Annotated in this window: 12 protein-coding genes; 9 read left to right on the top strand and 3 right to left on the bottom strand. The window is 72.5% G+C overall.

Translation table 11 applies throughout. From position 1 onward, the window contains the following. Positions 1 to 85: 85 nt before the first annotated feature. Positions 86 to 3,139 (bottom strand): DNRLRE domain-containing protein, encoded by a 3,054-nt coding sequence (locus WMF33_RS04535; RefSeq protein WP_437335972.1) that lies wholly within the window; start codon positions 3,137 to 3,139, stop codon positions 86 to 88. A gap of 347 nt (positions 3,140 to 3,486) precedes the next feature. Between WMF33_RS04535 and WMF33_RS04530 the strand changes: the two genes are divergently transcribed. From WMF33_RS04530 to WMF33_RS04490, 9 genes are all read left to right on the top strand, one after another. Next, the gene (locus tag WMF33_RS04530; RefSeq protein ID WP_437335971.1) at positions 3,487 to 7,170 is read left to right on the top strand and encodes a kelch repeat-containing protein; all 3,684 of its coding nucleotides are present in this window, start codon (positions 3,487 to 3,489) and stop codon (positions 7,168 to 7,170) included. Further along, entirely contained in the window at positions 7,167 to 8,108 is a 942-nt protein-coding gene (locus WMF33_RS04525) for an aldo/keto reductase (protein WP_437335970.1), read from the top strand. Before WMF33_RS04530 ends, WMF33_RS04525 begins: the two co-directional genes overlap by 4 nt. Positions 8,109 to 8,113: 5 nt before the next feature. Continuing rightward, entirely contained in the window at positions 8,114 to 8,950 is an 837-nt protein-coding gene (locus WMF33_RS04520; protein WP_437335969.1) for a 3'(2'),5'-bisphosphate nucleotidase CysQ family protein, read from the top strand. A 6-nt stretch (positions 8,951 to 8,956) separates the two neighbouring features. After that, positions 8,957 to 10,105, top strand: coding sequence for an NAD(P)/FAD-dependent oxidoreductase (locus tag WMF33_RS04515; RefSeq protein WP_061626458.1), 1,149 nt, complete (start codon positions 8,957 to 8,959; stop codon positions 10,103 to 10,105). Between the two features lie 557 nt (positions 10,106 to 10,662). After that, positions 10,663 to 11,505, top strand: coding sequence for an SDR family oxidoreductase (locus tag WMF33_RS04510; RefSeq protein WP_061626462.1), 843 nt, complete (start codon positions 10,663 to 10,665; stop codon positions 11,503 to 11,505). 219 nt (positions 11,506 to 11,724) lie between these two features. Next, the gene (locus WMF33_RS04505; protein WP_437335968.1) at positions 11,725 to 13,479 is read left to right on the top strand and encodes a hypothetical protein; all 1,755 of its coding nucleotides are present in this window, start codon (positions 11,725 to 11,727) and stop codon (positions 13,477 to 13,479) included. 212 nt (positions 13,480 to 13,691) lie between these two features. Next, positions 13,692 to 15,632, top strand: a complete 1,941-nt coding sequence (locus tag WMF33_RS04500) for a sigma 54-interacting transcriptional regulator (protein WP_437335967.1) — start codon at positions 13,692 to 13,694, stop codon at positions 15,630 to 15,632. Between the two features lie 645 nt (positions 15,633 to 16,277). Then, positions 16,278 to 16,679 (top strand): DUF7793 family protein, encoded by a 402-nt coding sequence (locus WMF33_RS04495; RefSeq protein WP_061626465.1) that lies wholly within the window; start codon positions 16,278 to 16,280, stop codon positions 16,677 to 16,679. Between the two features lie 29 nt (positions 16,680 to 16,708). Beyond that, entirely contained in the window at positions 16,709 to 17,806 is a 1,098-nt protein-coding gene (locus WMF33_RS04490; protein WP_437335966.1) for a PAS domain S-box protein, read from the top strand. 78 nt (positions 17,807 to 17,884) lie between these two features. Here WMF33_RS04490 and WMF33_RS04485 read toward each other — a convergent pair whose 3' ends face one another. Beyond that, entirely contained in the window at positions 17,885 to 20,422 is a 2,538-nt protein-coding gene (locus tag WMF33_RS04485; protein ID WP_437335965.1) for a hypothetical protein, read from the bottom strand. Between the two features lie 26 nt (positions 20,423 to 20,448). Then, the gene (locus WMF33_RS04480; protein ID WP_437335964.1) at positions 20,449 to 24,426 is read right to left on the bottom strand and encodes an RHS repeat-associated core domain-containing protein; all 3,978 of its coding nucleotides are present in this window, start codon (positions 24,424 to 24,426) and stop codon (positions 20,449 to 20,451) included. Between the last annotated feature and the right edge of the window lie 27 nt (positions 24,427 to 24,453).

The raw sequence follows: 24,453 nt of genomic DNA, 5'->3' as shown, positions 1-24,453 counted from the left end.
ATCCGGCCACACGGGGGCGATCCGCGGCGGAGGGGGCGCCGAGCGTCCTCTCCGCCGCGGGTGACGGCGATGCGGGCCTGGTCTGTCAGGGCGTCACGTAGCAGAGGTCGAGGCGCGGCCGCTCGGCGGCGTTCGCCTCCTCGCTCGACCGGAGGGTCCGCTTGCCCGTGCCGAGCTCGCGCAGGAGCACGCCGTGGTTGGCGAGCGCGCCCGAGACCCAGTCCTGGACGAGCGCGGTCACGTCGCACGACACGGTGGTGGTCAGGTTGGCCGGCACGGCGAGCGACGCCTCGACGGCGGGGTCGAAGGCGCCGTTCAGCGTGTTGTACGTGACGGTGGCCTCGGTCCACGGCGCCGTGATCGCGTGGACATCGAGCGTCGCGGCCGTCGGGGCGTAGAGCGCTCTCACCGAGAACGTCGCGCCCTCGATGGTGGCGTCCCCGGGGATCCCGGAGAGATCGAAGGCGACAAGGGCCATCTTCTGTCCGGAGCCGGAGACGCCGGTGAAGAGGCCAGGATACGAGCCCGAGGTCGTGTTCGGCTCGGAGCTGGAGATGAAGGCGTCGGCGGCCCCGCCGGCGCCGCCGCGGCGGACGGCGACGCAGATCGGATCGCAGGCGTTGCCCACGCCGTCGGCGTCGTTGTCGCCCTGCCCCGGGTTGGCGTCGCCCGGGCAGTTGTCGCACGCGTCGCCCACGCCGTCGGCGTCCGCGTCCGCCTGGCTCGCGTTCGCCGCGAGCGCGCAGTTGTCGCACGCGTCGCCCACGCCGTCGGCGTCCGCGTCGGCCTGGTCCGGGTTCGCGGCGAGCGGGCAGTTGTCGAAGGTGTCGCTCACGGCGTCAGCGTCGGAGTCGACCCACTCGGGGACGCTCACGTCGAAGGAGGCGCTCGCCGCGTTGCCCGCCGCGTCGGTCGCGCCGCAGGTGACGGTGGAGACGCCGACGGGCAGGACGGTGCCCGGCGCGGGGGAGCAGGTCACGGGGACCGCGCCGTCGACGACGTCGAGCGCGACGGCGACGAACGCGAGCTCGGCGCCCCACGGCCCGGTCGGCTCCAGGGTGGTCGGGCCGGGGACGGTGAGGACCGGAGCGCTCGTGTCCTCGACGATGACGGCGAAGGTGCCGTAATCGAGGTTGCCTGTGGCGTCGAGCGCATAGCAGTGGACGACGGTGACGCCGATCGGGACGGTGCTGCCCGGGGGCGTCGTGCAGATCACGGGGACGGCGCCGTCGACGTCGTCGATCGCGGAGACCGTGAACGTGGCCGGGGCGCCGCTCGCGCCCGTCGCCTCGAGCACGAGGTCGTCGGGCACGGAGAGCGTCGGCGCCGTCGTGTCGCCGACCGCGCCGGTGCCGCAGTCGAGGCGCAGGTCCAGGTCGAAGACCGGCGGCGGGATGTGCATGATATGGCTCTCGACGTACGGCTGCGCGGCGTCGTCGGGCGCGTGGCAGCCCGGCTTCTCGGCGCGGACCTTGTAATAGCCGGTGACGACATCCCAGCCGAAGTGCCCCTCTCCGTCGGAGATGCTCGGGTTGGCGCGGTTCATGGGCGACATGATGGCGCTGCCATCCGGCACCACGGTGAAGGAGCCCGGCGCCCCGCTGTCCGAGCGGAAGAGGGTGACCGTGGCGCCGTCGATGGGAGCGCCGCCCACGGTCCGGACCCACCCGCTCGGGTCGATGTAGATCGGAAACGCGATGCTCGTGACCGTCGGGCCGCACTGCGTCTGGATGAGGACCGTGGCCGCGCCGTGGTTCGGGTAGAAGGGCGGAATGACGGCGGTGAACTGGCCGTTGCCGTCGAGCTGCATCGCGCCTGACGCGAAGGTGACGGCGCCGAACTTCACATCATAGGTCGCCGTGCCGCCGGCGCAGCCGGGCGTGGTCAGGGTGGTGGGGTCGTGCCAGTAGACGACGGGCACGTCGCCGCCGCCCTGGAACGAGGGCTCGAGGCCGGTGCCTGGGGGCGGCGCGACCGGCGCGCCGAGGGTGATCGGCGGCGCCTGTTGCGAGATGCCCTCCAAGGCACCCACGGACACCTCGCTCTGGATCAAGACGCTCCCCGCCGGCGGGAACGCCGTGATCGTGTACTGGCCCTCGGCGAGCGCGTTCGCCGTGAACCCACCGCTCTCATTGGTCGTCCCGTACCACGGGCAATCCGGCGCCGCTGCGGCCACCGTGCGGCAGATCTGCACCGGCGCGCCGGCCACCCCCTCCATCTGGCCCTGAGCGTTGAGGGCCTGGACGGTGCCCACGACGACGCTCGAGCCCAGCCCCCCCGTATTTTCGTCTATCTTGATTTTGTAGCGCCCTTTTTTGCTGCTCCCCATCTCGTTGTCGATGAGCCTGTAAGATACATCGTAGTCCGTGAAGATGTCCCCGGGCTCCAGATCCGTTTGAAGCTGCGGCTTCGGCAGCTCGAAGGCCCCCACCCCCGTGCCGGAGGCGAAGCCGACGCGGGCCGTCTCGCCGCCGATCCCGCCGAGGCCGCCGCTCGCAGACCCGGAGTTCCACAGGATCTGATCATAATTGAACCAGATGTCGAAATCCCCGGCCGGCCTGTAATCCTGGCTCGACGGGTCGCAGTTCGCGTCGGGGTCTCCCGCGACGCACGTCTGCGCGTCGACGAGGAGGAGCTGAAAGATGTTCAGCTTGTCGGTGCTCTGCGGGTAATAGCCGACCCCCGCGAACCCGTTCGGCGGGGCGACGGGGTCCGCCCACAGCACGCAGAAGGCCTTCCGGGGCCGTTGATAGCCCGGGAGTATCCCCTGAAGCTCGCCCCAGTGCACGACGCCCGAGCCGGCGCCCGTGGTGTCGACGTCCGCGAAGAACGGCGCGATGATGGCGCGGTTCGTGGTCTCGAGCGGGAACGGCGTGTAGACGTTGAGCGGGCCGTCGAAGGTGATGTTGCCGTTGTTGTTGACGTAGACCGTGTTGTAGTGCCGATTGTAGAAGTTGACCTCGAAGGGGAGCGGCACGACGCCGCTCGATCCGTCGTCGTTCGGCGCCAGCGAACCTCCCGCAAGGCAACCTGGGTCGTAGATCACGGCGTCCGGCCCAGCCGCGAGCACCTCGCTCGACAGCCCCCCCGTGAGCGCCACGATGCCGGCGGTCATCACCCGATGAACATTGCGTCTCATCCTGCCCTCGCTTCGCCTCCACACAAAGAGGCGCCATGATAATGCATGTGCCCGCGCCTCGATGGAAGCTTTTTCTTACGCGCAACCGCCTGTCGGGCTGTCGGGCTGTCGGGTTGTCGGTGCTTTGCCCGTAACGCTCGGGCGGCGCGTGCGGCGCGTGCCACGCGTGAGTTGTCCTGGTCGTCGGACGCCTCGCGCGTATTTCATCAGAATGACGATAAAAACCTGCGTACCCGGGCCGCGGCGCGCGGATCCCGTCGCATCGCAGAGAGCAGCGCCTCATTCAACCACAACAGAAATGCAGTCACGTACTTCCGGCTTGACGACGTTCCAGGCGCCTGGTTCTCATGGCTGCAATGTTGCGGGGCTTCAGATCGCTCGGAGAACGCTCGACGGTCCGCCATCCCCTGCGGGCTGGGTCGCTGCTCGCGGCGCTCGCGGCCTCTGCAGGCTGCAGCGATACGACGGCGCCGGCGGCGGCCGAGGCGCTCTCGGAGCGGTTCCCCGCGGTGGCGGCGCGCGTGCTCGACGGGGGCGAGGCGCTCGTCGAGCGGGGCGCTGGCTTCGCTCTCCCTGAAGCCCCTGCTCCGGGGCTCCTCACGGTGGAGCTCCCCGGCGACGCGGGACAGGCGATCCGCTTCCGCCTCCCTGGAGCCGGAGGGTGCGACGGCCCCGCGGCCGCGTGCCCTGGCGCCCTGGACATCCGGGTGCGCGAGGCGGGCGCCCGGGGAAAGGGGGCGCGGGCAGGCCGCGCGATCGCCTATCCGCTGCCCGGGGGAACATCGTTCTGGACCGCCGCGTCCGGCGTCGCGGAGGAGTGGCTGCTGCTCGAGCCCGGGGCGGTCCAGCGCGGCGCCCCCGTGGCCACATGGCAAATCGAAGGAGCCTCGCTGCGCAAGGCGGGCGAGGTGGTGCTCGTCGTGGACGACACGGGCGCTCCGCGGCTGCGCGTGACGGCGCCGGAGGCGTTCGCCGACGGCGGCAAGCGCCCTGTCGGGGCGCGGCTCTCGGTCGAGGGCGCGACGCTCGCGCTGCACGTGGACGCCGAGGGGGAGGCGGTGCTCGTCGATCCGGTCTGGGAACAGGTGCCCACCGGGATGAGCGCGGCGCGCCGGGAGCACACCGCGACCCTGATCACGAGCGGATCGCGCGCCGGCCAGGTCCTCGTCACGGGCGGGTACAACGGGGCCATCGCCCTCAGCAGCGCGGAGCTGTACGACCCCGAGACGAACTCGTGGTCGCCCGCAGCCGCCATGAGCACGGCGCGATACCAGCACACGGCGACCTTGCTGAACGACGGGCGCCGCGTGCTCGTGGTCGGCGGCCGCGTCGACACAACGTATCTGGGCACGGCGCAGATCTACGATCCCGACACGAACACCTGGACGAACGCCGAGAGCATCACCAGTCGAGCGCTCCATACGGCGACGCTGCTCGCGGACGGCGACGTGCTCGTGGCGGGCGGCTACGATGGCACCGCGGCGAGCGGCGACGCCCGCCGCTACGATCCCGAGACGGGCAGATGGTCGTTCGCGGGGACGATGAGCGGCCGTTACTCGCACAGCGCGGTGCGGCTGCTCAACGGCACCGTGCTCGTCGCGGGCGGCTACGGCACCGCCTACCTCGCAACCGCGGAGACCTACGACCCCGCCGGCAATGCGTGGTCGGCGGCCGGCAACCTGGGGACGGCGCGGCGGCTGCACAGCGCGACGCTCCTCCCGAACGGCGATGTCCTCGTCGCCGGCGGCACGAACGGGACGCACCTGGCGAGCGCCGAGCGGTACAGCCCGACGGCGAGGACCTGGGCATCGGCTGGCACCATGCCGGGTACGCGCAGCAGCCACGCCGCGTTGCTGCTCCCCTCGATCGGCCAGGTCCTCGTCACCGGCGGCTTCAACGCGAGCGCCTACCTCGAGACGACCGCGCGGTACGATCCCAATGCGGCGCCATCCGCGGCCTGGACCGCGGACGATGTCATGGCCACCGCCCGCGGGTCTCACACGCTCGTGGCGCTCGCCAACGGCCAGCTCCTCGCGGCGGGCGGGCGCAACACCGCGGTCGCCCTGTCGAGCGCCGAGCTCTATCGCATCGAGTCCCCGAACGGCGCGTCCTGCCTCGCCGATGGCGAGTGTCTGAGCGGCCATTGCGTCGACGGGGTCTGCTGCAACACCGCGTGCGGCGGCGGCTCTCCCGGGGACTGTCAGGCCTGCAGCGCCGCGGCCGGCGCTTCGACGAACGGCGTGTGCGGGCCGCGCGGCTCGGGCAGCCTCTGCCGCGGCTCGGCCGGCCTCTGCGACGTCGAGGAGCGCTGCGACGGCAGCTCCGTCGACTGCCCTGCCGACGCCCTCGCCTCCGCCACCACGGTCTGCCGCGCGGCGGCGGACCTGTGCGACGTGGCCGAGACCTGCACCGGTCGCTCCGTCGACTGCCCTGCCAACGCATTCGCCTCCCCCACCACGGTCTGCCGCGCGGCGGCGGACCTGTGCGACGTGGCCGAGACCTGCACCGGCGCTTCCGCCGCCTGCCCCGCCAACGCCCTCGCGCCTGCCACCACCGTCTGCAGGCCCGCGACGGACCTGTGCGACGTGGCCGAGACCTGCACCGGCGCTTCCGCCGCCTGCCCCGCCAACACCTTCGCGCCTGCCGCCACCGTCTGCCGCGCGGCGGGGGACGTGTGCGACGTGGCCGAGACCTGCACCGGCTCCGCCGCCGCCTGCCCCCTCAACGCCTTCGCGCCTGCCACCACGGTCTGCCGTCCCGCGGCGGACGTGTGCGACGCGGCCGAGCGCTGCACCGGCTCTTCCGCCGCCTGCCCCGCCAACGCCTTCGCGCCTGCCACCACCGTCTGCCGGACGGCCGCCGGCCCCTGCGACCTCGCCGAGACCTGCACCGGCGCCGCCGCCGCCTGCCCCGCCGACGCCCTCGCGGCGCCGGACACGGTGTGCGCCCCCGGCGCCTGCGTCGACGCGACCTCCAGCGCCCCGCCGAGCCGCTGCGCTGCCGACGGCGCGTGCGTCGAGCGCGCCGCCGTCGCGTGCGGCCTCTACGTCTGCGCGGACGACGCGTGCCTGACCCGCTGCTCCGCGCACGACGACTGCGCCGCAGGCGCCTACTGCGCCCCGCCGACCTGCGCGGCGAAGAAGCCGCTCGGTGCGCCCTGCGGGGCGACGGTCGAGTGCGCCGAGGGCGCCTGCATCGGCGGCACCTGCTCGCTCGATCGCGACGGCGACGGCATCGGCGACGCAGGGGACACGTGCCCCGACACGCCGAACACCGCAGACGTCGACATCGATGACGACGGCAAGGGGAACGCGTGCGACGAGGACGACGACGGCGACGGCAAGCCGGACGTCGAGGACGCCTGCCCCACGATCGCGGACCCGGGCACCACCTCCGATCGGGCATGCAGCTGCGAGCCCCCCAAGCAGGACGGCGACCCCTGCGACGACGGCGATCCCTGCACCCTTGCCGACGCCTGCCAGGCGGGGCGATGCGCCGGCACCGAGCGCTACGTGTGCCCCCAGCCCGATCCGGGCCCTTGCAAGAGCTTCGTCTGCGTGGCGCCGAACGGCGCCTGCATCGAGCGCAGCAAGCTCGAGGGGACCCCGTGCCCCGGCGGCGAATGCCGCGCCGGCGGCTGCCTGCTCGACGAGCCGCCCGGCAGCGGAGGCGCTGGCGGCGGACCGAGCGGGAGCGGCGGCGGCATCGGCGGCACCGGCGGCGGAGCGGGCGGGGCCGAGCCGGGCTCGGGCGGGGCCGCCGGCGGCTCCGGCGGGGCGGGCGCGGCGGCGGGCGGCGCGGCCGCGGGCGGCGACGCCGGCGGCGCCGTCGCCGGCGGCGAAGAGCCCCCCGGCGACGCCCAGCGAGGGGAGCTCCGGCTCCACGGCAACGGCTGCGCGGCGAGCGCGCCCCCCGGCGGCGCCCCGGGTGATGCCGGCCACGGTCCGCTCTGGCTCCTCGCGGCGCTGCTCCTCGGGCGCCTGCCTATTTCGTGGCGCGCTCCCCGCGCTGGTGTAGATCGCCGCCCGTGAGGAAACGCCCCCTCGGCAAGACCACCCTCCAGGTCTCGGAGCTCGCCCTAGGCACCTGGGGTCTCTCAGGCGACGGCTACGGCCCGGTCTCCGAGCTCGAAGTCGATCGCGTCATCGATCGCGCGCTCGCGGTCGGCATCGACCTCTTCGACACGGCCGACGTCTACGGCCGCGGCGAGATGGAACGCCGCCTCGGCAAGCGGCTCAAGGACGCCGGCGCCACGTTCGTGGTCACCAAGATCGGCACCGATCTCGAGGGCCTCCCGCCGACCAAGCGCTTCGACCCCGCCTACCTCCGCACCGCGTTCGAGCGCTCCCAGGAGCGGCTCGCCCGCGACGTCGTCGACGTCGTCCTGCTCCACAACCCCACCGTGGCCGCGATGCAGGCGAAGGAGCCCCTCGCCTACCTCAAGGAGCTCAAGCAGGCCGGGAAGATCCGCGCCTTCGGCGTGAGCGCCGGCTCCGCGGACGTCGCCCGCTCCGCGCTGCGCGACGAGGTCGACGTCATCGAGCTCGCCTACAACGCCTTCCTCCCCGGCGACCTCCACGAGGTCGCCGGCGACGTCTCCGAGAGCGGGGCCGGCGTCCTCGCCCGCTCGGTGCTCGCGCACGGGCTGCTCGCCGGCCAGTGGAGCGCCGACCGCGAGTTCTTCCCCGACGATCACCGCATGCACCGGTGGACCCGCGACGAGCTCCGGACCCGCCTCGGCCAGCTCGACGCCCTCAGGCCGTTCGTCTCGGGCGCCGTCGTCTCGCTCCGCTCCGTGGCGCTGCGCTTCGTCCTCGCGAACCGCCTCATCTCGTCCGCCGTGCTCGGCCCCCGCTCGGTCGCCCAGCTCGACCAGCTCGTCCGCGAGGCCGGCATGCCCCCCTACCTCCGCGACACGGCGCTCGCGGAGCTCGCAGGTCGCCTGAACCAGGTCGGGATCGAGGGGTGAGCAGGATGAGCCAGAGCGACAGGGAGCTCGACGAGATCGTCCGCATCGCGCGCGCGGCGGCGGCGATCGTGATGGACGTGTACGCGACGCCGTTCGCCGTCGAGATGAAGGGCCCGGGCGATCCGGTGACGCGCGCCGATCGCGAGGCGAACGCGCTCATCTGCGGCGCCCTCGAGGCCGCGTTCCCCGGGGAGGCGATCCTCGCCGAGGAGAGCGTCCCGGCCGGCGACGAGCTCGCCGCGCGCTTCGGCCGGGAGCGGGTGTTCTTCGTCGATCCGCTCGACGGCACGCGCGAGTTCGCCGACCGGAACGGCGAGTTCGCCGTGATGATCGGCCTCGCGGTCCGCGGCAGGGCGGCGCTCGGCGTCGTGGTGATGCCCACGACGGGCGAGGCGCTGGCCGGCCGCGCCGACGACGGCGGGTGCTTCGCCTTCCTCGAGGCGCGGGACGGCAGCCGCCGCCCGCTCCAGGTCTCGGCGGTGGCCTCGCCGGCCGACGCCACGCTCATCGTCTCGCGGTCGCACCGGCCGAAGGAGATCGAGCCGCTCCTCTCGCGGCTCGGCATCGCCAAGGTCGTCCCGTGCGGCTCGGTCGGCGTGAAGATCGCCCGGATCGCGACGGGCGAGGTCGACCTCTACGTGCACGGCGGCGGCGGCGCCAAGCTCTGGGACAGCTGCGCGCCCGAGGCCGTGCTCCGCGGCGCCGGCGGGCGCTTCACCGACCTCGCCGGCGCGCCCATCGACTACACCGGCCCCGGGCTCAAGCTCGCCCGCGGCATCATCGCCTCGAACGGCGCGCTCCAGGACGCCGTCGTCGCCGCGGCGAGGTCGGAGCTCGGCTGAGGCGCGATGCGGGCGCAGGCGGAGATCGTCATCATCGGCGCGGGGATCATGGGCCTCGCGATCGCCTACAACCTCGCGCGGCACCACGGCATCACGGACGTCGTCGTCGTCGACCGGGGCTACCTCTGCGGCGGCGCCAGCGGCCGCAACGGCGGCGGGGTGCGGGCGCAGTTCTCGAGCGAGGGGAACATCCGGCTGATGCAGGAGAGCATCCGCATCTGCCGCGATTTCGCCCGCGAGATGAAGATCAACATCTGGTTCCGGCAGGGCGGCTACCTCTTCCTCGTGCGGAGCGAGGCCGGCCGTCGGACGCTCGAGAAGAGCGTCGCCGTGCAGAACGACTGCGGCCTCGGGACGCGGATGCTCACGGCGAACGAGGCGCGCGCGCTCGTGCCGGAGCTCTCCACCGAGGGCGTCGTCGCGGCGAGCTACAACCCCGACGACGGCGTCGTGTTCCCGTGGCCGTTCGTCTGGGGCTACGCCGAGCGCGCCCAGAAGCTCGGCGTCGACATCGCCACCTTCACGGACGTCCTCGGCTTCCGCACGCAGGGCGCGCGCATCGACGCCGTGGTCACGGATCGCGGCGAGATCCGGACGCACCGGGTGGTCAACGCCGCCGGCGCGTGGAGCCCGGAGATCGCGCGCATGCTCGGCGTGGATCTGCCGAACCGCCCGCACCGCCACGAGATCTGCTCGACCGAGCCGCTCAAGCCCTGGCTCGGCCCGCTCGTCGCCGACCTGTCGAACGGCCTTTATTTCTCCCAGTCGATGCGCGGCGAGATCGTGGGCGGCATCTCCAACGAGGATGTCCCCGAGGGCCTCGACATGGGGTCGAGCCACAAGTTCCTCGCGCTGTACGCGCGGGCGCTCGTCACGGCGTGCCCGGTCCTCGGCAGCGTGAAGGTGCTGCGGCAGTGGGCTGGCTGTTACGACCTCACCCCCGATCAGAACCCCATCGTGGGCGGGGTCGACGAGGTGGAGCACTTTTACCAGGCGTCCGGGTTCATGGGGCACGGGTTCATGATCGCGCCGGTGATGGGCAAGCTCATCGCGCAGCACATCGCCGAGGGCACGGCCCTGCCGCTGTTCGATCGCTGGAACCTGCGCCGCTTCAAGGAGGGCCGGCTCCTCAGCGAGGCGATGATCATCGGGTGATCCCGGCCGCGGCTGTGTGCTGCGATGTCCGTGTATCCGGTCGGTATTCTTCTAGCGATACGCTACACGGACAGGGGTGCTGGCCGCCCGGACAGGGGGGCCGGCTGCCCGGACAAGGGTGCCGGCCGCACGGACAGGGATGCCGGCCGCACGGACAGGGATGCCGGCCGCACGGACAGGGGTGACGGCCGCACGGACAGGGGTGACGGCCGCACGGACAGGGGTCTAGAGCGGTTTTCAGCTGGGATTGGCACACCGGCTCTCGTCTTCGTCCTCCGTCCTCCCTCTCCCGTCTCACGTCTCACGTCTTGCCTCTCTCGTGCGCGTGCGCGTGCGCGCTGATTCTGGGGAATCGCGCACGCGCACGCGCACGAAGGACGCGCACGGAAGACGGGAGACGGAAGACGGAAGACGGGAGACGAGCACCGGAAACGAGCACCGGAGACGAGCACGGAAGGCGGCTGACGCGGTTCGAATTTCTGCTCTTTCGAGCGGTTTCACCCCGTTTGTCGCTCTAGTGAACCCACGCACCTCGTCTATACTCGCCCCCCTCCCCCATGGGTCACCTCATCCTCATCACCGGATCCTCGAGCGGCATCGGCCTCGCGACCGCGGTCGCCTGCGCGGCCGCGGGCCACCGGGTCGTCGCCACGATGCGCCGCCCCGACAAGGCCGGCGCGCTCCTCGCCGCGGCCGCGGCGGCGGGCGCCTCGCTCGAGGTCGAGCAGCTCGACGTCGCCGCGGCGAGCGCCCCCGACCGGGTCCGGGAAATCCTCCAGAAGCACGGCCCCGCCTACGCCCTCGTCAACAACGCCGGCATCGCCGTCGGCGGCGCCTTCGAGGAGCAGGCGGACGACGACGTCCGCGCGCAGTTCGAGACCAACGTCTTCGGGCTCATGACCGTGACGCGCGCCGTCCTCCCGGCCATGCGCGGCGCCGGGCGCGGTCGCATCGTCAACGTCTCGAGCGTCTCCGGGCTCGTCGGCCTCCCCGGCGTGAGCGCCTACGCGGCCACGAAGCACGCCGTCGAGGGCTTCAGCGAGGCGCTGCGCTGGGAGGTCGCCCCGTTCGGCGTCCACGTCTGCCTCGTCGAGCCCGGCACGTTCAAGACCGAAATTTTCTTCGAGAACCAGCGTCGCGGCGCCCACATCTCGCCCGACGGGCCCTACGCCGCCATGACCCGGACGATCGAGCAGCTCGTCCTCCAGGACGCCGCCAAGGCCCCGCCACCCGCCCCGGTCGCGGCGGCGATCCTCCGCCTCATCGAGGCGCCCTCGCCGCCGTTCCGCACGCTCATCGGCCGGGACGCTCGGGCGCTCGTCGCGCTGCGCCGTGTCATCCCCGACCGGCTGTTCGCCACGGGGATCCGCCGGCTCGTGTCCGTGCCGCGCTCGCGTTGACACGTCCCCGGGCGCCGAATAGTTTCGGCTCCGCCGTTTCCATGGCGGAGCGGCGCCACGTCGTGGCCGAAGGGGGGCCGCGCCCCCTGCCGCGCGCTGTTTTTGTCCACTTTCGTCCCCTCAGGCTAACGAAGGCTAGCCGCTGACCGCCTCTCCTTCTCGCGCCTCGCGACGGCGAGGTCAGGCCGGCAGCATCACCGAGGTCCCGGAGGAAACACCATGTCCCGCTCAGCACGCAGCATCCTGCCGCTCCTTCGCTCGCTCCTCCTGGGGGCCGCCACCGCGTCGTCGATGGCGCTCTCCGCAGGGATCGTCGCCGGGTGCGCCGACGAGAACGACCCCGAGACGCACGTCAAGCGGCTCGACGACCCGGCGACGGTTACCCCCTCGGTCAACCGGCTCGTCCAGTTCTTCGAGGACGCGATGACGCGCGACAACAAGGACCGGAACGGCCCGACCGTGAAGCCGCTCCTCGACAAGATCATCGAGCCGATGACGCAGCGGTGCGTGGCCGGCGACCTCGACGAGCGCACGAACTCGAAGCTCATCAAGTTCATCTCCGACACGCGCGACCCGCGCGGCGACGCCTGCCTCATCAAGGCGCTCAAGGACTACAAGCCCGAGTCGACCGAGGAGGACGTCCGCTGGGCCGTGCGCGGCCTCGGGGCGATGAAGTCGGAGAAGGCCGCCGAGCCGCTCATGGCCGTCTTCACGAAGCTCCAGCACGGCAAGCCGAAGGGCTCCACGATCTCGCGCGACGTGCACGACGCGATGATCGAGATCAACAGCAAGTCGTGGGAGGACGGGCTCATCACGATGCTCGGGCGTCCGATCAACGATCCGAAGGACGTCGCCACGATGCGGAACGAGCTGTTCTGGCAGATCACCGCGGCCGAGCTGCTCGGCTGGCAGCGCAGCGAGAAGGCGGTCGTGCCGCTGCTCAAGGTGGTGCTGTCGCCGCTCAAGGCGGACGCCGCCGCGACGGCGATCCTCGCGCTCACGAAGATCGGCAAGCCCGCGATCGAGCCGGCGATCCAGCTGCTCAAGGGCGAGCACAAGGAGCTCGTCGAGTACTCGAAGGTCGAGAACCTGAAGGCCGCCGGCGACAAGCCGAGCGCGGAGCAGAAGAAGGCGGCGGAGACCGCCCACGTGGCGGCCGCCGCGCTCGTCCTGGCGACGATCGGCCGGCAGGAGTCGGTGCAGCCGCTGCTCTCCGCGCTCGAGAAGGCCGAGGACGTGCCGCGCGCCATCATCGCGCGCGAGCTCACCAAGGTGCCCAAGACGCCGGAGACCCTCGCCGCCTTCCAGGCGGCCTACGAGAAGACGCCCGCGAGCCTCGAGATGCCGCCGGCCGGCATCAACGCGCGGGTCATGCTCGCCGAGGCGGCGGGCAACTTCTTCGACGCGAGCCTCGTGCCGTGGATCGTGAAGACGGGGCTCGAGGCGCGGGGCGAGGAGGACGACGTCGCGCAGATCCGCGACGTCTCGCTCCAGACGGCGCTCAAGCTGATGAAGCCCGACCAGGTCGCCGACGTCGACCGGCTCGCGAACACCCGCACGAGCGGCGGCGGCACGGTCGGCAAGTCGATGGAGAAGGAGATCAAGCTCGCGAAGGACCTGCTGAACGGCTGCGGGACCAAGGTCGACTGCTACATCGGCAAGCTCGGGGACCCGGCGTCGCAGGCCAAGGAGACGCAGTTCCAGGGGATCAAGGCCGCCTACATGACGGGCGTCCTCGGCTCCCCCGACGTCCGGCAGCAGATCATCGACGCGCTGCCGAAGGTCTCGAACGCGGCCGTGCGCTTCGTGTCGGTCTCGGTCATCGACGCCCTGTCGCCGAAGGGCGACGCCGAGGTCGCGACCAAGCTGCAGAAGATCGTCGACGAGGGCGAGGCGTCGAAGGATCCGGAGAAGATCTCCGGCAACGCGCCCTTCAAGACGGTCATCTACCGCCTGACCGCCCGCGCCCAGTAAACGCCGCCTTCCCGCGCGCGACCCCGGGGTCGCGCGCGGGCGCGGGTAAGGAAGGTCGACGCGACCTCCTGATCCCAGATTTTCTTTGCCGAGCGCCTTCCGGGTGCGATGTTTCGCCGAAGCGCAGGGCTCCCCGATTTTTCCTGGCATCTCCTCCGTCTTGACGGTTTACTCCGGGCCTTCCCCACGGGGCCTTCCTGGCTGAACGAACCATGATCGTGCTCGAGGTAACCCAGGGTCTCGCTGCCGGGCGCGCCTTCGAGCTCCAGGGCGAGCTCATCACGCTCGGGCGCTCTCCGGACAACCGGGTCGTGCTCGACGATCGCCACGTCTCCGGGGCGCACGCGCGCATCGTGAACGGCGCCGACGGGGTGATCCTCGAGGACCTGCGCTCCACGAACGGGACGAGCGTGGTGCGCCGGGGCGAGCGGCTCGAGCTCGGGCCCGGGCGCAGCGCGGTCGCCCTCCAGACGGAGGACGTCATCGAGCTCGGCTCGGGCGACGCGGTCACCCGGATGGTGGTGAAGATCCCGGAGGAGGCCGACGACGCGCGGGTCGTCTCGATCCGGCGCCTCGACGAGATCGAGCCCGCCGAGGCGAAGATCGAGCGCGACCCGAGCGCGCTCTCGGCCATGTACGCGGCGCAGAAGCGCATCGGCGCCGCAAACGATCTCGACGAGGTGCTCGCCGAGATCGCCGACGCGGTGCTCGCCCTCGTGCCGAGCGCGACGCACGTCACGGTGGTGCTGCGCGACGACGACCAGGAGCCGGGCGCGGCGCCGGCGGCGTTCGTCCCGGTGCTGACGCGCGTCCGCTCGCCGTCGGGCCGCGGGGCGCCGCCGGCGGGGCCGGTGCCGATCACGCGCAGCGTGTACCGCAAGGTGATCAAGGAGCGGGCGGCGGTGCTCGCGGCCGACGCGCCGATCGAGGTGGGGCAGACCGAGTCGCTGATGGGCGCCTCGATCCGCAGCACGCTGGCCGTGCCGCTCTGGAAGGGCGAGGAGATCATCGGGGTGCTCCAGGCCGACAACCGGAGCGCGCCCGGGATGCTGAACGCGGGCGATCTGGAGACGCTGCTCGTGCTGGCGGCGAACGCGTCGCTCGCGGTGGCGAACGCCCGGCTGATCAAGCGGCTCGTGCTCGCCGAGGAGCGGCTCCAGAAGGAGAACAGCTTCCTCAAGGGGCGCGAGGAGAAGCGCCGGGGCGGGGGCGCGGTCGACATCATCGGCAACAGCGAGGCGATGCGCCGGGTCATCGGCCAGCTCGACAAGGTGGTCGACACGCGCGTCACGGTGCTGATCGAGGGCGAGACGGGCACGGGCAAGGAGCTCATCGCCGCCGCCGTGCACTACCGCTCCCGCCGCCGCGACAAGCTCTTCGTCGCGCAGAACTGCGCGGCGCTGGCCGAGAGCCTCCTGGAGAGCGAGCTCTTCGGCCACAAGAAGGGGTCGTTCACGGGCGCCACCGAGGAGAAGAAGGGCCTGTTCGAGATCGCCGACGGCGGCACGCTCTTCCTCGACGAGATCACCGAGACCCCGCTGTCGCTCCAGTCGAAGCTGCTCCGGGCGCTCCAGGAGGGCGAGATCCGCCCCGTGGGGGCGACGAGCCCGAAGCACGTCAACGTGCGCATCGTCGCGGCGACGAACCGGAACCTCGAGGACGAGGTGGCCAAGGGGCGGTTCCGCGAGGACCTCTACTACCGGCTCAAGGTGTTCCCGATCCGCCTGCCGCCGCTGCGCGAGCGGCGGGACGACATCCCGCTGCTCGCGGCGCACTTCCTGGAGCGCTACGCGGACGAGATCGGCAAGCCGTGCGGCGGGTTCAGCCAGCAGGCGATGGAGCTCATGGTCGCCTACGACTGGCCGGGAAACGTCCGGGAGCTCCAGAACGAGGTGCAGCGGCTCGTCATCCAGCTGGATCCGGGGGCGTTCGCGACGCCGGAGCTCTTGTCGCCGCGGATCCGGCAGGTCGAGGGGCTCGTGGCGCGGGCGGGGACGCCCAAGGGGTCGCTCAAGGAGATGATGGACGCGGTCGAGAAGTTCTTCCTCCTGGAAGCGCTGCGCGGGCACAACAACAACAAGACCAACGCGGCGAAATCGCTCGGGATCACGCGCGAGGGGCTCCACAAGAAGCTGCGGCAATACGGGATCTGACGGGGACGGGGGCGGGGGGGAGAGAGCCGGGTCGCGAGGGAGCCATCGGGAGGGGGTGGCGCGCGCGGGGGTGGCGGGGGGCCCTTCCCACGAACTCGCGCCTCGTGGTGGCTATGGCCCGCTGAACGGGTGAGGAAGGACCAGGAGCGACTCGCTTCGATGCAGGCCGGCGCTCGGGTTCGTGGGGCCCTTCCCCCGCCACCCCCGCGCGCGCCACCCCCTCCCGATGGCTCTTCCCGAGGCGCGGCGGGGGGAGAGAGTGAGGGCGGGGCGATGGTCGTGAGATCGAGCCTCGATATCGGCGTGGGCCGCGCGAAGCGCAAGACATCGGTCCACGATGGTCCGAGGTATGGCCCTTTGTACCTCCCCGGAGCATCGCCCCTACCCCGGAGCACGCGGGATGTCTCCTCGTCGTACGCCTGCCACCTCTGCGCCACGTCGCGTTCGACGGGGCGCCGGCCTGCACGGACTTTGTAAAGAGCTTGGACATTCCGAGCAAGTTGGTGTTACAACCGAATCTCAGGGGGGTGCGATGAGCGCATCGTCGGCGGCAGGGGTGGACCGGCGATCGACGCGGGTGGGGCGCGGCTACGGGCCTGCGCGCCGCATCCGGCCCGCCCGAGCGAACCGGCGAGAGGGGGGGACGTGAACGAGCTCGGAGACGAGCGTCTGAAGACGCGGACCGGGGAGTTCTCCTTCGACAGGGAGAACGGGATCATCCGCTTCGATGTCGACGAGGGCGCGGTCCAGACGCTCGCCGACGCGAAGGAGAACATCGCCGCGAACAAGCGATTCAGCAGGGGCAAGCCGTACCCGGTCCTGTGCGATCTCACGCGGTGCAAGGCCACCGACCTGGACGCGCGCAACTACTTCGCATCCGAGGAGGCGACGCAGGCGTACCGCGCGATGGCGCTCCTCGGCGGGCGTCCGGTCGCGCGGATGATCGGCAACATCTTCCTCACCGTCTACGGGAAGCGCGCCAAGCCCGTTCGGCTCTTCACCGAGGAGAGGGAGGCGATTCAATGGCTGAAAGGCTTCGCTGACTGATGGGCACAGGCCCACTGGACGATCCACGCGTGGCCGAGCTCTGCGAGCTCGTGCTGCGCCTGCTCCCGGCCGAGCGGCGCGGCGCCCTGCCGCCGGCCTTCGGGGCGGATCCGCTCGATCAGGCCCTCTCCGCGCTGCGATCGCTCGCGGCGCCGCTCGCGGCGCCGCGCCCGGCCGAGGACGAGCTGAGCCAGCGGCTGGAAGAGCTCATGGAGGTCATCGTCGCGCTCGTCGGGTTCAATTACGCCAGGAAGGCGCCTGTCAGCGACAGGAACGATCTGATCGACGGCATGGCGGCCGGGCTGAACATGCTCGGCGAGGAGCTCGCGGGCTCGACGGTCTCCAAGACGTACGTGACGGGCGTCATCGAATCGATGCTCGACCTCCTCGTCGTGGCCGACGGCGACAGCGGGATCCGGAGCGTCAATCAGGCCGCCTGCGACCTCTCGGGGTATACCCGGGAAGAGCTCGTCGGCAGGCCGCTCGACGTCGTGTTCCCCGGGCTCTCGGCCGGCGCGCTCATCGACGCCGGCGGCGCGCGCGACGAGAGGGTCTGTCTGCGCAAGGACGGGCGCGCCGTCGCCGTGTCGTTCCTCGCCTCGGTCATGCGGACCGACGGCGGGCAGGTCCACGGGCTCGTCTGCGTGGCGCGGGACCTCACCGAGAGCAAGCGGGCGGACGAGGAGCGCTGGCGGCTCCGCGAGGCGGTCCACCGGCAGACGATCCTCGTCGAGGAGCTCTCGACGCCGATCATCCCCATCACCGGCGGGATCATGGTGGTCCCGCTCGTCGGCTCGCTCGACGAGCAGCGGCTGTCGCGGATGACCGAGTCGCTGCTGCAGGCGCTCTCCGAGCGGGCCGCCAGCATGGTCATCCTCGACATCACCGGGGTGCGCACCGTGGATCAGCAGGCCGTGCACGGGCTCATCCGCTCGGTCGGCGCGGCGCGGCTCCTCGGGGCGCGGGTGCTGCTCAGCGGCATCCGCCCGGACGTGGCGAGGGCGCTCGTCGAGATCGGGGCCGATCTCGACGGGGTCGCGACGTTCGGGTCGCTGCAAGACGGGATCGTCCACGCGCTGCGGGGGGCCGCGAAGGGCCGGCCTGCCGCGGGCGCGCGCTCCGCGTAGCGACGGTGCGGGCGGCGCCTCGCGCGGCGAGGGCGCGGGCGGCACGCCGAAGAGGGCAGGCCGCGCTGTCCGGCCGATTCACGTGTAGAGGGCGGAGATCTCCGCCACATGCTCGCCCGCGTCGACGAGCAGCGCGTCGCCGCCGATCCGCTGGAGCAGCGGGGCGACCTGTCGCAGATCGTTGCCGTCCCCGGTCCAGAGCATCTCGGACCGCAGCGGAGCGCCGGTGACGGCATCCAGCACCCATCCGAGCACCTGCGCCGCTCGTTCGAGCGAGAGCACGCCTCCGAGCTGCGCGAGCAGGAAGTAGCCCCAGCTGTCCCCGGGTGGATGCTCCTCGGCCGCGACCACGGCGAGCTCCGCGAGCGCCGCGGCGCGCTCCGGCGGGAGCGCGAGCGCCGCCTGGGCGAGGGCCGCCATGCGATCCGGCCCCTGGACGGCGAGCGCCTCCGCCTCCCGCGCCGCGAGGGCCTCCGCCGTCCCCGCTGCCCCCTTGCTGCCCGCGGCCCCGGCGGCGAGCTCGGGCGCCGCGGCTTGCGAGGAGCTCGCGCGCGTTGCCCGAGCGCCTTTCCTGGCCTGTGCTCCCTGGCGCGCGCCGCTCGCTGCCGCGTCGTCCACGGGAGCCCCGAGCGACCGGAGCCGCTCGAGCAGCGCGGGCATCACGCGCCGCGACCCCGGCGCGTCCATGAGCCCCCGCTGCGCGTTCGCTTCGAGCGCGACCTCGAGGGAGACGAACGGCGCCGCGCGCCGCAGGTCCTCGTAGACCAACGCGTCCCACGCGTTGCCAGACGCGAGCGCCGCGAGGGCGTCGCGCGCGACCCAATCCGCCGCTGCCGAGCGGACCTGCTCATCCAACCTGGGCGAGAGCAGCGCGAGCACCGCGCGCCGCGATGGGTGCTCCGGGCCGGTCGCGGCGACTGCGCGGGCGCAGAGCGCCGCCGGCCAGGACGCCGTGGCGCGCTGGAAAGACCCGAGGAGCTCCCTCGAGAGGAGCGCGAGCGCCTGCGCGAGGACGTCGTCGAGCGCGGCGCCCGCGGCCGGGCCCGCCGCGGCGAGGCCATCGCTCGCCGAGGAGCGCGCCCCCGGCGCGGGCACCTCGCTGGCGGACGGACCCGCCGCCTGCTCGATGGCTCTCGACGCCTCGCCTCCGAGCACGCCCGCCGCGGCGCACAGCACCTCCAGCCGCTCCGCACGGTCCTCGGGCAGGTAGCGCAGCGCCTCATCGATCAGCGCTGCCCGCTCCCCGCTCGGGCTCACCGCCGCCGCCGCGAGCAGCGCTCGAGCCGAGCAGGGCTCGAGCCGCGCCACCTCGCGCGAGAGCGCCGCCAGGCGCTCGTGTGCATCGCCGCGAACGCGCTCGGCCCAGCTGGCGAGGAGCTGCGCCGCGGCCGCGCTGTCCGCGAGAAGCCCTTCGTCCGCCCAGAGCCGCGACCGCAGGGACGACTCGACAAGCGCCGCGCGGACCGCGAACGCCGCCGCGCGCGCCCGCTCGCCCGGCTCCACCTCCTCGCGCCTCGCGACGACGACCCCCGCGGGCGTCGCGGGCTGCTCGACCACCGCGGCGGCCGCGCGCTGCGCCGCGCGCCGCGCCAGCCTCGCGTCCTCGACGCGGCCGCGCGGCGGCGCCTGGGCCGCCGCGCAAAACGCCTCCCACGGCGGCTCGACGAGCTCGGTGAACGCGGTCCACGGCGCTCCCGAGAGCACCAGATGGCCCGCGCGGCACCCCGCCCAGTAGGCCCTCTCGTCGCTGCCCGGAGCCTCGCCGCGCGCGGCGCGACGCGCCGCCTCCGCGAACCTCGCGTGCATTCGCGCGAGCTCCGCCGGCGCGAGCGATGCCTCCACGCCGGCCCGCCATCCGCTGTCGCGGTAGGTCACTCTCCCGCTCTCGACGAGCAGCGGCCCGCCCGGTCCCGCCGCCTCGGCGAGCCCCGCGGCGGCCGCCGTCGGATCGACGCCCGCCACCGCGGCGAGCACCGGGATCGGCGCCGGGGCGAGGGCGAGGGCGACCGCAGCGGTGAGCCCCTCCATGCCGCCGATTCCAGGGAGCGGCTTTACGGCGCCTCGCCCCGGCAATCGGATTTCTGCCGAGCCGCCGGCTCCTTCGCGGACGCTGCGCAGCACCCGGACACCGTTCTCCGGCCCGTCGTCCAGGATCGCGCCCGGCGAGAACCCCACCGCGTCCTCGGGCGCGTCCACAACGAGCACCGTCCCGAGGGCCTGGAGCGCCTCGCTCGAGACCCGGAGGCGCGCCTCGTGGGCGATGTCCTCGCTCGTGGCCGGCCGCTGACCGCTGTCGAACGCTGGATCCACGGCCGCAAGCGCAGCGACCAGCGCCTCGGCGCTCGCGAGCGGCAGCGCCGTGCCCCACCTTCGCCCGATCGGCCACAGCACCGCGGTCGCGCCTCGATCCCGCAGCGCCGCGATCACCCCGCCGAGCACGGCCCACCGATCCGCGTCGTCGTCCGCGACGAGGGTGGCCGTCGTCCCGCCGGAGAGGCGCTCCAGCGCGGCGGCGATCGCAGCGAGGACCTCGGGATCTCCACCGCGCGCTGCCGCGGCCTCCTCGAGCGCGGTCCGGAACGTGTCCTCCACCGTTCGTCCAGCGGTCCCGCTCATGCTAGCTCCGCCATCTCAGGCTCCGCTCAGGTCCCGGTGAAAGGAGGCGTCCTCGACGGCTGGGTTGCCCCGATCAACCCGTTCGCAGCGTCGTTCTCCTGGCGCGAAGTGTTGTCGTTCCGGTTGTTGCGCCAGATCGACTGCCCGTCCCACAACCCCCGATTGTTGCCCCTCCCCGGATTCGGCGCGGCGACCCCGCCTGTCGCGTTGGCCGCGGCGCCCTGGTTGATGTTGCCCGGGTGAAGCCCCAGCTCGCGGAAGGTCTGCGCGCACATGTGGCAAGGGCACATCGCGGGCCCGCCCCCGTTCATCCCGTTGTTCGTCGAGATGCGGGCGCCGTTCCGGAAGCGCCGTTGCATCTCCCGCCGCACCTCGGCCCGGCTCATCCGGCGGTTCGGGTTATCCGCTCGGATCTGCTGCGCCATCTGGTGCAAGGCGGAGATCTCGGCGCACCCCTCGTTGCCCGCCTGGCGACCGGGCCCGCCCCCGAGCGCGACGCGGGCGTTGTAGTGCGCATAGCCGACCGCAGGATCGAAGCCGGGATCGCCCCGCTGGGGCACCTGGCCGCTACGCCCGACGATGTCCTGGCGGCCCGGCTGCGTGATGACCGCCATCGGGAGCAGGCCGTCGGGGTCGACGTGCGTCGACGGGTCGTTGTCGGCGTAGGAGAAGACGTTCAGGCCGCCATGGACGCCGAGCGGATCAGGGCTCAGATAGCGCCCGATCCTAGGGTCGTAATAGCGATAGCGATTGTAGAAGAGCCCCGTCTCCTCGTCTGCAATCTGCCCCAGGAAGCCCAGCGGCGCCTCCGCGTCCCCCTCGCGCCGCTCCACGCCCCCCCAGGGATCGCGCAACGTGGATCCAGCCAGCTGCCCGTCGCCCCGCACCAGGTGGTGGACCGCGCCGAGCTCGTCGGCCACGCAGAAGAACCATTCCTTCCCCTCGGCCTGAGCCAGCGGAGCCCCGCTGTCGTCGTCGGTCAGGAAGACGCGGATCCGCTCCCCCGCCGCCGTCCGTCGGCGCTCCTCGAGCACGCGCGCGCCATCCCAGACGTAACGCGTGGAGGAGAGCGTGCGCCCCGCCGGATCGATCACCCGCTTGGCGAGCCGGCGAGCGAGGGTGTCATAGGCGAACTCCACCCGGGTGCCGTCGGGCCGCTCGACGGCCTCGAGGAGGCCGGTCGCATCCCACACGAAGCGCGTGGCGAGCCGATGGTCTGCCTCGCCCTCGGTGATCGCGATCACCCGGCCGGCGGCGTCCGTCGCGACCTCCCGGCCCCCGACCCGCTTGAGCCGGTTGCCCGGGCCGAACTCCGCCGGCTCACCCGCCGGTCCACGCAGCAGATTACCGGTCGGATCGAAGAAGTAGTGTCTCGTCCTGGTCCCGTCGCCCTCGTGGTCGCCGACCAGCGCGGCGAGCCGGCCGAGCGCATCCCGGTCGAGCCGAAAGGCGCCGAGCAAGCTGTCATCGACACGGAGCAGCTCGCCGTCAGCGTCGCGGTCGTACCGCCGAGCCACCGTGAGCCCCGCGTCGATCTCGCCGACCCACGCCGGCTCGCCCGGCCGCACGGACGCGGTCGTCATGTTGCGGCGCACGCGCTGCGCGCGGAGGAGCCCCTCAGGGCCGAGCTCCACCTCGATGCGCCCGCCGCCCGGGAGCACCCGCGCGCGCTCGCGCCCGCCCTCATCCTGCTCGAAGGTGATGCGCTGCCCCGCGCCGAGGATCACGGCGCTCGCGCCGCCCTTGAGGTCGCGCTCCCAGGCCACCCCGCGCCCTCGCTCCGTCCAACGTCGCACGGGTCTACCCATCGCGTCGTAGTCGACGTGCACCGTCATCGTCTCGGCGCCCACGGTCTGACGTTCCTCGACGAGCCAGCCCACCGCATTGTAGCGCAGCTCCACCCGCACCGGCCCCCGGGTCGCCTCGACGAGGCGACCGGCCTCGTCGTGCGTGAACTCGTCCTTCGAGCCGTCGTCGTAGAGGCGGGCGACGAGCTGGCCGGCGAGGTCGTAAAGAAGCTCCGTGCGCTCGCCGCGCTCATCCACCAGCGAGGTGAGCCGACCCGCGAGATCGTAGCCGTAGCGGCGCTGAGCGCCGTCGAAGCTGCGCTCGGAGAGCACGAGTCCCCGGGCGTCGTGCTCGAAGGTGTGCCGCGCGCCCGCGGCGTCGACGATCGCGACCAGGCGCCCCTCGCGGTCGTAGAGCTGGGTCGCGGTCACCGCGCCGCCGATCTCCACCTGATGCAGCCAGCCGAGACCTCCCCAGCGATAGCGCTCCGTCCGGCCGTTCGCGTACGTCACGGCGGTGACGTTCCCGAGCCCGTCGTACGTCATCTGCACAGCGCGCCCCTCGGCGTCCGTGATCGCGAGCAGATCGCCGCGCGCTGAGTACGAGTACCAGGTCACCGCGCCCGCCGGATCGATCGCGGAGCGCCGCCTGCCCCAGAAATCGTACGAGAATCGCCATGTTCGGCCGAGCGCGTCGGTGCGCTCGATCAGGTTGCCTGGCCGGTCGTAGCGATAGCGCGTTCGCCCCCCGTTCGGGGCCACCGTCTCGGTCGTGAGGCCCCGCTCGTCGACCTCCACCTCGAAGACCGCCCCGATCGGATCTCTCCAGACGAGCCGCCGGCCGATGCGCTCCACCGTCGTCGTGGCGCCGGAAGGGTCCGTGAAGCTCCGGATGTGACCGTCCGTGTCCCGCTCGACCGCCAATGTCCGGCCGATCGGATCGGTGATCTTCAAGGGCCGCCCGCACTCATCGCGCTCCCAGCGGATCGTGGCCCCCAGCGGATCGGTGTAAGAAGCCACGTGGCCGCGCTCGTCGTAGGTGCGCGTCACGACGCTCGCGTTATGGACCACCCTGTCGAGCCGACCGTCGCCGTCGGGGCTGTAGCGCTGCACCAGCGCGGCGTCGACGACCTCGCAGTAGCCGTCGGGTCCGTACTCGAAGACGCAATGGAGAATGCCCTTCGCGGGCGTTCTCCTGTCCGCCAGCGTCGCAGGTAGATCGGGATCCAGGCACGGATCCACGCCCGTCTCCGGTGCTCCCCAGGTCTCGACACAGCGGCCCTGGGCGTCATAGCGATAGTGGAACACCATCCCGCCCGGATAGCGGTGCTTCGTGATCCGGTGTTCTTCGTAGTCGAACGAGGTGACGAATCCGTCGGGGTCGACGACCTCGGCGAGATCGCCCGCGGTCGTGTAGGAGTAACGCACGACCAGCGAGCCGGACGAGAAGCCGTCCCGGCTGGGTACCTCGAGGGCTGCGATGCGGCCTCTCCCGTCCCGGCGCACGAGGATCGCTCGCCCGGCGCTGTCCTCGAACGCGACGAGGATGCCGCGCTCGTAGATCAGCGAGATCCGGTTACTGTAACGGTCGAGCACCGCGGAGAGCCCGAGCTTTCCGTCGCCCAGCGGGGCGTCGAGGACGAGCCGGAGCCCGTCCTCCCGGACCAGCTCCAGCCGCTCTTCGGCCGCGCGCCGTACGACCCACCCCTCCGCGCCGAGCAGCGCCTCGCCGATCCCGGGCAGGGGCAGCAGCAGCTGCGCCCCCTCGGCGTCGGTCACCTCGACGGCCCTGCGCCCGACGCGCGCCGACCAGGCAAAAGAGTGCGACCAGCCGTGCCCGAAGCCGACGTCGACCGTCGCGCGATCGCTGGAGTACGAGCGCGCGAGCACGAACGGCAATGGACCCGGGAGCGCGAGGTCCGGCTCGGCGTCGACGAACGTCCGGCCGCCCATGACGTCGACCGGATCGCCGCGCGAGGCCGGCCCTCGGTGGCCGGGGTGGGTCGGCACGCAGCTCCCGCGCCGGCTGCATGCGTTGCGGCCCCCGCCTTCCGCGCCGCGCCCGCCGTTGCGACCGCGTCCGCCCTGTCGACCGCCGCGGCCATTGCCCCTCCGGCCGCCCGCGCCCCCACCCCCGGCGCCTCCGCCCATGACGAAGACGCCGGGGTTCATGCCGGGAATGGCCGGGATGTTGGGGACCGGTGCCGTGCGCGCCATGACTTCGTGATTAACGGCGCGGCCTCC

Source organism: Sorangium sp. So ce394 (assembly GCF_051474665.1).
In the GTDB taxonomy this organism is placed as follows: Bacteria; Myxococcota_A; Polyangia; order Polyangiales; family Polyangiaceae; genus Sorangium; species Sorangium cellulosum_D.
This window is presented reverse-complemented; position numbering and strand designations above follow the sequence as displayed.